The organism is Aeromonas sp. S2(2024) (assembly GCF_041402505.1).
GTDB lineage: Bacteria > Pseudomonadota > Gammaproteobacteria > Enterobacterales > Aeromonadaceae > Aeromonas > Aeromonas media.
This window is the reverse complement of the sequence record NZ_JBGLRL010000002.1, coordinates 162,243-175,078: the sequence shown is the minus strand read 5'-3', so window position 1 is coordinate 175,078 and position 12,836 is coordinate 162,243. Positions and strand designations below refer to the sequence as shown.

Below are 12,836 nucleotides of genomic sequence, written 5' to 3'. Positions count from 1 at the left end.
GCGATAGTCACATAAAAAACGGGAGCCGATATGGCTCCCGTTTTGTTTGGCGCTGGCAGCCACTAGAGGCTGTGGCTGGCGAGATCCGTCAGCAGGGCATCCACCAGTTTGAGCCGCATGGCCCTGTCCTGGTTCGGCACCTGGAAGCGCAATCGGGTCGGTCCATCCATTTTATAGATACGTGGCTGCTCGGAGAGCAGTTTTACCAGATAAGTCGGGTTGACCTTGGTCTCCTGGGTGAAGTCCAGGTAGCCGCCGCGATCGCTCATCTCTACCCGGCGAATACCCAGGGCCGTGGCGCGCTGGCGGAAGGCCGCGATCTCCATCAGCGTCTTGGTCGGCTCCGGCAGCAGGCCGAAGCGGTCGATGAGCTCCACCTTCAGCTCGCGCAGCTCCTGCTCGTCCGCCGCACTGGCGATGCGCTTGTACATGGACAGACGCATGTTGACGTCCGGGATGTAGTCGTCCGGCAACAGCGCCGGCAGGCGCAGCTCCACCTCGGTGTGCTGGCTCATCAGCTGTTCGAGCGATGGCTCCTTGCCGTTCTTCAGCGCCTCCACCGCCTGCTCCAGCATCTCCATGTAGAGGGTGAAGCCCACCGATTCGATCTGGCCGCTCTGATCGTCGCCGAGCAGCTCGCCCGCGCCCCGGATCTCCAGATCGTGGGTCGCCAGCGCAAAACCGGCGCCGAGATCTTCGAGCGACGCGATGGCTTCCAGCCGCTTGGCCGCATCCTTGGTCATCAGCTTGGGATGGGGGGTGAGCAGGTAGGCATAGGCCTGGTGGTGGGAGCGGCCGACCCGACCCCGCAACTGGTGCAACTGGGCCAGCCCCAGGTGATCCGCCCTGTCCATGATAATGGTGTTGGCGCTCGGCACGTCGATGCCGGTCTCTATGATGGTGGTGCACACCAGCAGGTTGAAGCGCTGGTGGTAGAAGTCCGACATGATGCGCTCGAGGTCGCGCTCGCGCATCTGGCCGTGGGCGATGCCGATACGCGCCTCCGGTACCAGTTCGGCGAGATCGCTGGCGCACTTCTCTATGCTCTCCACGTCGTTGTGCAGGTAGTAGACCTGACCGCCGCGCTTGAGCTCCCGCAGCACAGCCTCGCGCACCACGGCTGGCTCGTGCTGGCGCACGAAGGTCTTGATGGCGAGCCGCTTGGCAGGCGGGGTGGCGATGATGGAGAGATCCCGCATGCCGGACATCGCCATGTTGAGGGTGCGCGGGATCGGTGTTGCCGTGAGGGTGAGGATATCCACATCGGCCCGCAGCGCCTTGATCTTCTCCTTCTGGCGTACCCCGAATCTGTGCTCCTCGTCGACGATGAGCAGCCCCAGATCCTTGAAGGTGAGGTCGGAGCCGAGCAGCTTGTGGGTGCCTATGATGATGTCCACCTTGCCATCGGCCAGCTCCTTCAAGACGCTGGTCTGCTCCTTGGCGGAGCGGAAGCGGCTCAGCACCTCCACTCGCACCGGCCAGTTGGCGAAGCGATCGCGGAAGTTGTCGTAGTGTTGCTGGGCCAGCAGAGTGGTGGGCACCAGCACGGCCACCTGCTTGCCGCCGTGCACCGCTACGAAGGCCGCCCGCATGGCCACTTCGGTCTTGCCAAAGCCCACATCGCCGCACACCAGCCGGTCCATGCTCTTGGCCTGGCACATGTCCCCCAGCACCGCATTGATGGCATTGAGCTGATCCTCGGTCTCCTCGAACGGGAAGCTGGCGGCAAACTGGCGGTAGCTCTCCTTGTCGTGCTTGAAGGCAAAGCCGGCACGGGCCGCGCGTATGGCATAGACGTCGAGCAGCTCGGCCGCCACGTCGCGCACCTTCTCCGCCGCCTTGCGCCGTGCCTTGGCCCAGGCCTCGCCGCCGAGTTTGTGGCTGGGGGGGTTATCCGACCCCGTGTAACGGCTGATGAGGTGGAGGTTGGTGACCGGCACGAACAGCTTGTCGCCACCGGCGTATTCCAGGGTGAGAAACTCGGTGGGCAGGCCACCGGCATCCAGGGTCTCGAGCCCGAGATAGCGGCCGACCCCGTGATCCAGGTGCACCACGGGCTGGCCCTGGGTCAGTTCGCCGAGGTTTCTGATCACCGCATCCGAGCTCAGGTTCTTGCTCTTCTCCCGCTGCCGCTTGCTTCTGATCTTGCCGCCGAGCAGCTCGGTCTCTGTGATGAGGGCCAGGGCCTCTGCCCCAGCGGGTTCCAGCAGGAAGCCCCGCTCCAGCGGGCTGACCAGCAGGCCATGGCGCGCCTTGCTCCCGACGAACTCATCGAGGGAGGCGAACTCCTTGGGTTGTAGCTTGATCCGCGCGAGCAGATCGCCTAGCCCCTCGCGCCGCCCTTCGGATTCCACCGCGAACAGGGTGCGGCCGGCAAAGCCTTGCAGGAACTGGCTGAGGGCCAGCAGGGGCTGCTCCTTGCTGTGATCGAGCTGCAAGTCGGGCAGGGGGGCGATGGGCAAGTCGTGCTGGCCCGCGCCGCCGTCGGTGGTGGCCTCCTGCAGGCGCACGGCGCCGTACTGACCGAGGGCGGCAAACAGCTGCTCCACCGGCAGGTAAATTTGCTGAGGGGGCAGCAGGGGGCGGGTATTGTCCCAGCGCCTGTCTTCATAGCGCTGGCCTATGTCGTTCCAGAAGCGCTGGGCCGCCGGGTAGATCTCCCCCACGGTGAGCAGCAGGGTGTTGTCCGGCAGGTAGTCAAACAGGCTGGCGGTCTGGCTGAAGAAGAGTGGCAGGTAGTATTCGATGCCGGCGGGCCAGCGCCCCTTGCTCACCTCCTGATAGACGGAGCCCTCGGCCCGCGACAGCTCGAACTGCTCGCGGAACTGGCCGCGAAACAGCTCGATGGCGGCCTCGTCGGTGGGAAATTCCCGGGCGGGCAGAAGGCTGACGCTCTTGACCGGCTCGCTGGAGCGCTGGCTCTCGGGATCGAATGGGCGGATGGAGTCCACCTCGTCATCGAAGAAGTCGATGCGATAGGGCCGGTTGCTGCCCATGGGGAAGAGATCCAGCAGGGAGCCGCGGGCGGCGAACTCGCCGTGCTCCAGCACCTGCTCCACCGCCACATAGCCCGCCTCGGCCAGTCGTCCCCGCAACTGTTGCAGGTTGAGGCGCTGGCCGCTGGTCACCATCAGGCTGTATTTGTCGAGATAGGCCTGGGGCGCCGTGCGCAGCATCAGGGTGGAGATGGGCACTATCAGCACGCCGCTGCTCATCTGCGGCAGCCTGTAGAGGGTCTCGAGGCGCTGGGAGATGATGTCCTGGTGGGGGGAGAAGGTGTCGTAGGGCAGGGTTTCCCAGTCCGGGAACATCAGCACCGGGCAGCCTTGGTCGGCCAGCAGGTACTGCAACTCCTGTTCGAGGCGCAGGGCACTCGGGGTATCGGCAGTCACCAGCAGGACGGGGCGGTTGGCCTCCCGGGTGAGGCGGGCGGCAACCAGCGCCAGGCTGCTGCCGACCAGCTGGCCCAGGGTCAATTTCTGGCCCGCTTTGGCGGGCAAGGCGGGGAGTTTCATTGGCATCGTTCGATTCTTTTAACGTTGACGTTGGCTGTGATTAGCGCTGACGCTCTTGGGCACGCAGTTTGAGCTGCTTGGATTGCACATGCAGGCTGGCACGCACCAGCAGCTCCCTGTCATCCTCGCGGATCCGCACATAGTCGAGCACCACATGCTCGCCATGCTCGCCGTGCTCCCGCTGCTTGACTTCGCCATAGCAGTAGACGGCGGAGGCCTCTTCCCGCAGGAAGATCTTGAGCCGCACTATCTGGTGCAACTGCGGCGGCTCGCCGTGACCCTGGCGTGGGTGCAGGTAGGTGAGCTGGCCGGCGCCAAAGCGCAGGGTGTGGAAGCGATGTTCGGGGTGATCCTGCGCCGCCAGCACGAAGCCCATGATCATGTCGATCTTGCGGGACTGCTGGTTGATGATCTCCACCAGATCGTGCATGGACTCGTTCTGGTTGCGCAGCAGGCGGCTGCTCACCAGGTCGATGGAGGTGATGGCGGAGGCGATGCGAAAGGGCTCGGGCAGCTCGGCGTCAAGAGCCTCCAGCGTCGGCAGGTGAAAGTCGGCCGGCATGGGGATCACATTGACCGGCGTGGCATGGGTGACGCTGAAGAACTGTTCCTGCATGGAGGCTATCCCTTGTTGTCATAGACGATTTTTTATAGGCACTGCTGACCTTGCCCCGCCGCGGCGTCCCCGGTCTGGCGCGAGACGCCATCTCCGGTCGCCCCTGGGGCTCTCCCGTCACTGTGGGGGCGCAACATGGCGGCGGGGGCCTGCGCATTCGGCAAAACATGGCGCCATGGGCTGCCTCCTGGGCTCAGGGGAATGGGCCATTGCGCCAGCCCCGGCGTCATCTGCTGCGGCAACGCGGCTTGCGTTGAAGCGTCAACAGACCCTATTATCCGGCATCTTATTTTGTTGGCAACGTAGATATCCTTGAAGACCGGACTTTTTCAGCCACTCTCGCTGGCCATAGGCCTGCGTTATGCAGGCTCGCGACGCAGTAACCGCTTCGTCTCCTTTATCTCCCTGTTTTCCACCTTTGGCATCGCCATCGGGGTTGCTGCCCTGATGGTGGTCATTTCGGTGATGAACGGGTTCGAGGGGCAGCTCAAGGGGCGCATTCTCGGGGTGATCCCCCACGTGGTGGTGACCAATCCGGCGGGGCGCATCGATGCCCATCCGCCCGGCCTGCCCGATCTCGACAAGTTGCCCCACGTGGTGGCCACGGCCCCCATGCTCGACAGCGAAGGCATGTTGCAAAGCCCGGGCCAGCTCACCGGGGTGAGCGTGCAGGGGATAGATCCGGCCCGCTGGCCCAAGGATGACATTCTCCATGCCCAGATGCTGGGGGGACGGCTGGACAGCCTGCAGCGCGGCCAATACCACATAGTGCTGGGGCAGGGGGTGGCCAACCGCCTCAAGGTCTCCATTGGCGACGAGGTGCGTCTCATCCTGACCGAAGGGACCCGCTTCACCCCCTTTGGCCGGGTACCGGCCCAGCGGATCTTCACCGTCTCCGGCATCTTCGGGGTCGGCGCCGACGTGGACAGCCAGGTGGCGCTGATTGCCCTGGGGGACGCCCAGCGCCTGCTGCGCCTGCCCGAGGAGACGGTGGGCGGCATCCGCCTCTGGCTCGACGATCCCTTCGCCGCCGACCAGGTGGTGAAAACCGCGCTGCCGGACGGGCTGGAGTGGCAGGACTGGCGCCGGGAGCGGGGTGAACTCTTCCAGGCGGTGGCCATGGAGAAACGCATGATGGGGCTGATGCTGGTGCTGATCATCGCGGTCGCCACCTTCAACATCCTCTCCGCCCTGGTGATGGTGGTCACCGACAAGGAAGGGGAGGTGGCCATATTGCGCACCATGGGCATGAGCGAGTCGGGGATCGTCAAGATTTTCATGGTGCTGGGGGCGTCGAGCGGCGTCATCGGCGCCCTGTTTGGCGGTCTGGCGGGGCTGGCCCTGTCGTTCGGACTCAACCCCCTGCTCGATGCAGTGGGGCTCAACCTCTATATGGCGGCGGGGGGCAGCGGTCTGCCGGTCATCGTCGAACCCGCCCAGGTCATGACCATCTTGCTGGGGGCCGTGCTGCTGAGCTTCAGTGCCACCCTCTATCCGGCAGCCCGTGCGGCCCGGGTCAAACCGGCCGAGGCATTACGTTATGAATAGCGCTGTGAATCCATCATCTTCTGTTGTTACCTCCGGTGCGAGTGCCGGCGTTGTGACTGGTGCCAATGTGGTCACTGGTATAAGTGGAGCCCCTGTTATGAATGAACCCCAGTCCTGCGAGCCTCTGCTGCGCTGTCAGGCCCTCAACCATGTCTATAAAGAGGGCAATCTGGAGACCCAGGTGCTCAAGGGGATAGATCTCTGCGTCGCCCCAGGCGAGATGCTGGCGGTGGTGGGGAGCTCGGGCTCGGGCAAGACCACCTTGCTGCACCTGATGGGGGCGCTGGACAACCCCTCGAGCGGCGCCGTGTTGTTCAAGGGGCAGGATATCCACCACTGGGACAGCAAGACCCAGGCTCGTTTTCGCAATCAGGAGCTGGGCTTCGTCTATCAGTTCCACCACCTGCTGGCCGAGTTCACCGCGCTGGAAAACACTGCCATGCCGCTGCTGATCGCCGGCGAGTCGGTGGCGAGCGCCACTGACAAGGCGACCCGGATGCTGGGACGGGTGGGGCTCTCCCACCGTCTCAATCACCGGCCTTCCGAGCTCTCCGGTGGCGAGCGCCAGCGGGTGGCCATCGCCCGTGCCCTGGTCAACGAGCCGAGCCTGGTGCTGGCGGACGAGCCTACCGGCAACCTGGATCATGCCAGCGCCACCGCGGTGTACGAACTGCTCTGCGAGCTCAACCGGGAGCTGGGCACCGCCTTCGTGGTGGTCACCCATGACTTGAACCTGGCTGCCAAGCTGCACCGCCGGGTGACCCTGGTGAGCGGCATCATGGCGGAGGTCGCCTGATGTTCAAGCCGCTGCCCCTCTTTCTGGGCCTGCGTTACAGTCGCTCCCGCCGTCGCAACGGCTTCATCGCCTTTATTTCCGCCTCTTCCCTCATCGGCATAGCCCTCGGGGTGATGGCCCTCATTCTTGGCCTCTCCGCCATGAACGGCTTCGAGCGGGAACTTAAAAACAGGGTGCTCTCTGTGGTGCCCCACGGTGAGCTCATCGGCATGGAGGCGCCCCTGCCTGACTGGCCGAGGCTTCGGGACTACCTGCTGGCCCAGCCCGGGATCGAGGCTGCGGCCCCGGTCATCCGCCTCGATGGCCTGCTGGAGCACGGCTCCGCCATCAAGGGGGTGCAGGTGCGCGCCGTGCTGCCCGAGCTCGAGGCGAACCTGTCAGATGCAGGCAACTACATGACGGGGCTGGGTTTTCGTGAACTCCAGGCGGGCGAGCACGGGGTGATCCTCGGCAAGACCATCGCCGACAAACTGGGGGTCAAGATAGGTGACCCCGTGACCCTGCTGCTGCCCCAAGGGGGAGACGAGACGGGGATCAAGAATCCCCGGCGGGAGACCCTGACCGTGGTGGGGCTGCTGGAGATAGGCGGCCAGCTCGACGGCGTGCTCGGCTTCATGCACCTGACCGATGCCCAGTCCATCACCGGCATGGGCAGCGCGGTGGAAGGCTTCAGCCTCAAGGTGAACGACGTGCTCAAGGCGCAGTCCATCACGGTGGCGGCCGCCCGCAAATTCCCGCACTACGTCTACATCAGCAGCTGGATGAGCCGCCAGGGCTACCTCTATCAGGACATCCAGATGGTGCGCACCGTCATGTACGTGGTGATGCTGATGGTGGTGGCGGTGGCCTGTTTCAACATCGTCTCCACCCTGGTGATGGCGGTGAACGAGAAGCGCAGCGAGATCGCCATCCTCAAGACTATGGGGGCGAGCCCGGGCCAGATCCGGCTCACCTTCGTCATCCAGGGGATGGTGAACGGGGTGCTCGGGGCCTTGCTCGGGGCCTTGTTGGGGGGCCTGCTCTCCAGCAAGCTGACTCAGATCCTGAGCTTCATCGAAGGGGTGATCGGCCATCGTTTCTTGAACCCGGACATCTACTTCATCGACTTCCTGCCGACCGAACTGCACATGCAGGATCTGATGATAGTGACCAGTGCCGCCATCCTGATGAGTCTGCTGGCCACCCTCTATCCCGCCTGGCGGGCGAGCGGTCTGGTGCCTTCCCGGGAGCTGGGACACTGATCCGCGAGCCAGGTCTGCCAAGCCTAGCAATATGTTGAAAAAGAAGGGCCCGCCGGTCTGCATCGGCGGGCCCTTCTCTCTTCTGGTCGTTCCGACTGGCTTAGTGGGCGTTGAGCTCATCGAGGGGCAACGAGAAGCTCGCCACGAACACATCGATAAAGTAGCGCATTGCCGGGTTCATCCTGGCCTCCAACATCTGCTCTAGGCGCTTGCGCGCGGGCTCGAACTCCCGGTTGCCTGCATTTATCTCCTCCAGACACTTGGTATAGGCGCAGAGGGTGTCGGCATCCTTCACCAGCCGGGCCAGGGCGTCGTCCTGGGCACCTGAGTCGAGCAGGGGGCGAAAGTCTTCCACCAGCTCGGTGGGCAGCATACCCAGCAGGCGCTGTTCGGCGGCGAGTTCAATCTTCTTGTACTCGCGGGCTATCTCGGGGTTGAAGTACTTGACCGGGGTCGGCAGATCGCCCGTCAGCACCTCGCTGCTGTCGTGATAGAGGGCCATCACGGCGGCGTGGTTGGCATCCACCTTGCCATCAAACAGCCGGTTGCTGATGACGCCGAGGGCGTGGGCCACCATGGCCACTTGCAGGCTGTGCTCGGCGATGTTTTCCGGCTGTATGTTGCGCATCAGGGGCCAGCGGTAGATGAGCCGCATGCGGGCGAGGTTGGCGAAGAAGTGGCTGGGCAGCATGGAAGACCTCGAACTGGGGCAATGAAAAAGGGCAGACCCTAGTCTGCCCTTTTTTGACATCCCAGGCATAGCCTGGCGATGCATTCTTGTTTAGCGAATATAGCGACCGGACTCGGCCTCGTGGTTGGTCACCACCATCTGGCCTATGGGCGCCAGGGCAATCAGGGCCAGCTTGAGGTGTTGGATGCCGAACGGAATGCCGATGATGGTCACGAAGCAGGCCAGGGCCGAAGCGATGTGGCCGATGGCCAGCCAGATCCCGATCACCAGGAACCAGAGGATGTTGCCAATCATCCCCAGGGCACCTGTGCCGATATCGCTCTGGCCGGTCATGCTCTTGCGGCTCACCGCCTGCTTGCCAAACGGGAAGAAGGTGAAGGTGCCGATGACGAAACAGGAACGTCCCCAGGGGATCCCTATCAGGGAGACGAAGCAGAGCAGCCCGGCCAGCCACCAGGCCAGCCCCATGAAGACGCCTCCCAGTACGAACCAGAGCAGATTGAACAAGAAGCGGAAAAAGGACATGTGGGTCACTCCAGACTCATAAATTGGCAGTCACCATAGCGAGCGGCGCAGAGGGACGCAATGGCTGATGCGAGAAGGTGGACAATTTGGGTCGCAGACCCGCTGATCGGATGCACCCTGACGACGCAGGAAGATGAAAAAAGCATGGTGTGGCGCACAAAAGGGTGAGCAAGTGCAAATTATTGCGGGCCGGATGCTTGAAGTAGGCGCCAGGCTTCCCCATATAGCAGGCAGTCATGCGCAAATTGTGCCGTCTGTGCCCCCGAGGGGGATGTGCGGCTCGACGCGACCAATGTGCGCCGCTATAATGTCGCGTCATATTTTCTCATCACAAAGACAGTCGTTGTCTTTATAAACAGGAAGACTCCGGGCTTTGCCCAGGGGCAATAAAGGGTCAGCACACAGTGCTGAGTTGAACGAGGTAAAAGAATGCAAGTTTCTGTAGAGACAACCCAAGGTCTGGAACGCCGTCTTACCATCACTGTACCGGCTGCTACCGTTGACGCTGCCGTGCGTAAAGAATTGAATGGCCTGGCCAAGACTCGTCGCATCGACGGTTTCCGTCCTGGCAAGGCTCCGGTTGCCATCATCAAGAAGATGTTCGGCGCCATGGCCCATGCCCGTGTTGCCGATGAAATGATGCAGAACAACTTCATCAAGGCCATCATCGAGAGCAAACTGAGCCCGGCCGGTGCCCCGACCATGGATCCGAAAGAGATCAAGGAAGGCCAGGATTTCGAATTCACCGCCACTTTCGAAGTGTACCCGGAGTTTGAAGTTGCCGGTCTCGAGAGCATCAAGGTTGAGAAACCGGTTGCCTCCGTCAAGGATGCCGACCTGGCCAACATGATCGACACCCTGCGCAAGCAGCACGCCACCTGGTCTGACGTCGATGCCGCTGCCGCCAATGGCATGCGTGTCACCCTGGACTTCGTCGGTTCCATCGACGGTGAAGAGTTCGACGGTGGCAAGGCCGAAGGTTTCACTCTGGAACTGGGCGCCGGTCGCATGATCCCTGGCTTCGAAGACGCCATCCTGGGCAAGAAAGCGGGCGACGAGTTCACCATCGAGGTGACTTTCCCGGCTGACTACCACGCCGAAGCCCTGAAAGGCAAAGCGGCCAAGTTTGCCTCCAAGCTGATCAAGGTTGAAGAGCAGGTACTGCCTGAGCTGACCGAAGAGTTCGTCAAGCGTTTTGGCATCGAGAGCGGCAGCGTTGAAGAGCTCAAGGCCGAAGTGCGCAAGAACATGGAGCGCGAACTGGCTCAAGCCCTGAAAAACAGCGTGAAAGAGCAAGTGCTGAACGGCTTGGTTGAAGCCAACCAGATCGATCTGCCGAAGGCTGCCGTTGCTCAGGAAATCGACGCCCTGCGTCAGCAAGCCCTGCAGCGTTTCGGTGGCTTCCAGGGCGGCAACGCTCCTGAACTGCCGGCCGAGCTGTTCCAGGCGCAAGCCGAGCGTCGCGTACGCGTTGGTCTGCTGCTGGGTGACGTCATCCGCACCAACGAGATCAAGGCTGACGACGCCCGTGTGACCAGCATCATCGAGTCCATGGCCACAGCCTACGAAGATCCGAAGGAAGTGATCGAGTACTACCAGAAGAACGAGCAGATGCTGAACGGCGTTCGTAACCTGGCAGTAGAAGATCAAGCCATCGACCTGATCCTGTCCAAGGCGCAAGTGACCGAGAAAGAAGTTGCCTTTGACGACGTGATCAACAAGTCCGGTGCCGCTGCCTAAGAACATTTGACTTAAGGTCAAAACTGTTAAGTATAATGGCTCGTGTGATCTCCACTCGGGCCATTTTATTTTAGGGACAATGCCTTATGTACAAGAACTATAACGATGTGACTGAATCCCCACGCAATGCGCTCATCCCTATGGTGGTCGAGCAGACGGCTAAGGGTGAGCGTTCCTACGACATCTATTCCCGTCTGCTCAAGGAGCGGGTGATCTTCCTGACCGGTCAGGTTGAAGATCACATGGCGAATCTGGTGGTGGCTCAGCTGCTGTTCCTGGAGTCCGAGAACCCGGATCAGGACATCAGCATCTACATCAACTCGCCGGGTGGTGCCGTCACTGCAGGGATGTCCATCTATGACACCATGCAGTTCATCAAGCCGGACGTCAGCACCGTCTGCATGGGGCAGGCCTGCTCCATGGGCGCCTTCCTGCTGGCCGGTGGTGCCAAGGGCAAGCGTTTCTGCCTGCCTAACGCTCGGGTGATGATCCACCAGCCGCTGGGCGGCTTCCAGGGCCAGGCATCTGACATCCAGATCCATGCCCAGGAGATCCTGAAAATCAAGAATACCCTGAACGATCGTCTGGCTTTCCATACCGGACAGGACATGGCCACCATAGAACGCGACACCGACCGTGACAACTTCATGTCGGCCGAGCAGGCTGTGGCCTATGGTCTGGTTGACGGCATCCTGAGCCAGCGCGGCTGAGCAGGGTATCCCGTCCTGTTGTAAACTCAACAGGACGATCCATCCTCTATTGATAAAACGAGGTCGCTGAATGACAGAGAAACGCAAGGGTGAGGGCGACAAGCTGCTTTATTGCTCTTTCTGCGGCAAAAGCCAGCATGAAGTGCGTAAGCTGATCGCTGGCCCTTCCGTCTACGTATGTGATGAGTGTGTCGAGCTGTGCAACGACATCATCCGCGAGGAGATCCGTGAGATCTCTCCCAAGCGCGATGGTAGCGAGCTGCCGACCCCTCATGAAATCCGTGCCCATCTGGACGACTACGTGATCGGGCAGGAGTACGCCAAGAAGGTGCTGGCAGTTGCCGTCTATAACCACTACAAGCGTCTGCGCAGCGGCAGCGAGTCCGGTGGTGTGGAGCTTGGCAAGTCCAACATCCTGCTGATTGGCCCGACCGGCAGCGGCAAGACCCTGCTGGCCGAGACACTCGCCCGTCTGCTGGATGTGCCCTTCACCATGGCCGATGCCACCACATTGACCGAAGCCGGTTATGTGGGTGAGGACGTGGAGAACATCATCCAGAAGTTGCTGCAAAAGTGTGACTACGACGTGGAGAAGGCCCAGCGCGGCATCGTCTACATCGACGAGATCGACAAGATCTCCCGAAAGTCGGACAACCCTTCCATCACCCGCGATGTGTCCGGGGAAGGGGTGCAGCAGGCACTGCTGAAGCTGATCGAAGGCACCATAGCCTCAGTACCGCCGCAAGGTGGCCGCAAGCATCCGCAGCAGGAGTTCCTGCAGGTCGATACCTCCAAGATCCTCTTCATCTGTGGTGGCGCCTTCGCCGGCCTGGACAAGGTGATCGAGCAGCGTTCCGTCAAGGGAACCGGCATCGGGTTTGGCGCTGACGTCAAATCCAAGAATGCCAAGGCGACCTTAAGCGAGAACTTTGCCAAGGTGGAGCCGGAAGATTTGATCAAGTACGGTCTTATCCCCGAGTTCATCGGTCGTCTGCCGGTGGTGGCGACCCTCACCGAGCTGGACGAAGCGGCCCTCATCCAGATACTGAAAGAGCCGAAGAACGCACTGACCAAGCAGTACGCCGCGTTGTTTGCCTTGGAAGAGGTGGAGCTGGAGTTTCGTGACGACGCCCTGAACGCCATCGCCCGCAAGGCAATGGAGCGCAAGACCGGTGCCCGTGGCCTGAGATCCATCGTCGAAGCCGTGTTGCTCGACACCATGTATGACCTGCCCTCCCTGGAAGGGGTCAGCAAGGTGGTGATCGACGAGACGGTGATCAAGGGGGACTCCGCGCCCCTGATGATCTACGACAATCCCGAGACACAGGCCGCAGCGTCAGAGTAACTGACTGATTTTTAATCACATAAAGGGGCATTTTGCCCCTTTCATGCTTTTTACGGACAAGACGATTGAATCTCATCTTTGCGCCCCCATATACTCAGCCAAGCGCTTT

Annotated in this window: 10 protein-coding genes; 6 read left to right on the top strand and 4 right to left on the bottom strand. The window is 61.8% G+C overall.

Annotation, left to right across the window (positions count from 1 at the left end; genetic code table 11):
- Nucleotides 1–62 precede the first annotated feature (62 nt).
- A complete protein-coding gene (mfd, locus tag ACB039_RS03265; RefSeq protein ID WP_371165193.1) occupies nt 63–3,515 on the bottom strand; it encodes a transcription-repair coupling factor in 3,453 nt (1,150 codons plus the stop codon).
- A 40-nt stretch (nt 3,516–3,555) separates the two neighbouring features.
- Nucleotides 3,556–4,131 (bottom strand): PilZ domain-containing protein, encoded by a 576-nt coding sequence (locus ACB039_RS03260; protein WP_371165149.1) that lies wholly within the window; start codon nt 4,129–4,131, stop codon nt 3,556–3,558.
- 312 nt (nt 4,132–4,443) lie between these two features.
- Between ACB039_RS03260 and ACB039_RS03255 the strand changes: the two genes are divergently transcribed.
- The 3 genes from ACB039_RS03255 to lolE all read left to right on the top strand — a co-directional run bounded on the left by ACB039_RS03255 (nt 4,444) and on the right by lolE (nt 7,716).
- Complete coding sequence (locus tag ACB039_RS03255) at nt 4,444–5,679, top strand: lipoprotein-releasing ABC transporter permease subunit (RefSeq protein WP_042650390.1); 1,236 nt, start codon at nt 4,444–4,446, stop codon at nt 5,677–5,679.
- A 97-nt stretch (nt 5,680–5,776) separates the two neighbouring features.
- Complete coding sequence (gene lolD / locus ACB039_RS03250; RefSeq protein WP_371165148.1) at nt 5,777–6,475, top strand: lipoprotein-releasing ABC transporter ATP-binding protein LolD; 699 nt, start codon at nt 5,777–5,779, stop codon at nt 6,473–6,475.
- The gene (lolE, locus tag ACB039_RS03245) at nt 6,475–7,716 is read left to right on the top strand and encodes a lipoprotein-releasing ABC transporter permease subunit LolE (RefSeq protein ID WP_182785597.1); all 1,242 of its coding nucleotides are present in this window, start codon (nt 6,475–6,477) and stop codon (nt 7,714–7,716) included. Before lolD ends, lolE begins: the two co-directional genes overlap by 1 nt.
- A 100-nt stretch (nt 7,717–7,816) precedes the next feature.
- Here the strand turns inward: lolE and yfbR are convergent, their stop codons facing one another.
- Nucleotides 7,817–8,407, bottom strand: coding sequence for a 5'-deoxynucleotidase (gene yfbR / locus ACB039_RS03240; RefSeq protein ID WP_005324098.1), 591 nt, complete (start codon nt 8,405–8,407; stop codon nt 7,817–7,819).
- Nucleotides 8,408–8,497: 90 nt separating this feature from the next.
- On the bottom strand, nt 8,498–8,932 hold the full coding sequence (locus ACB039_RS03235) for a YccF domain-containing protein (RefSeq protein WP_041205872.1): 435 nt from the start codon (nt 8,930–8,932) through the stop codon (nt 8,498–8,500).
- Nucleotides 8,933–9,361: 429 nt separating this feature from the next.
- Here ACB039_RS03235 and tig point away from each other — a divergent pair, with 429 nt between their 5' ends.
- The 3 genes from tig to clpX all read left to right on the top strand — a co-directional run bounded on the left by tig (nt 9,362) and on the right by clpX (nt 12,727).
- Entirely contained in the window at nt 9,362–10,672 is a 1,311-nt protein-coding gene (gene tig / locus ACB039_RS03230; RefSeq protein WP_042650384.1) for a trigger factor, read from the top strand.
- A gap of 86 nt (nt 10,673–10,758) precedes the next feature.
- Nucleotides 10,759–11,382, top strand: coding sequence for an ATP-dependent Clp endopeptidase proteolytic subunit ClpP (clpP, locus tag ACB039_RS03225; RefSeq protein ID WP_005324106.1), 624 nt, complete (start codon nt 10,759–10,761; stop codon nt 11,380–11,382).
- A gap of 70 nt (nt 11,383–11,452) precedes the next feature.
- A complete protein-coding gene (clpX, locus tag ACB039_RS03220) occupies nt 11,453–12,727 on the top strand; it encodes an ATP-dependent protease ATP-binding subunit ClpX (protein WP_005324108.1) in 1,275 nt (424 codons plus the stop codon).
- Nucleotides 12,728–12,836: the final 109 nt, after the last annotated feature.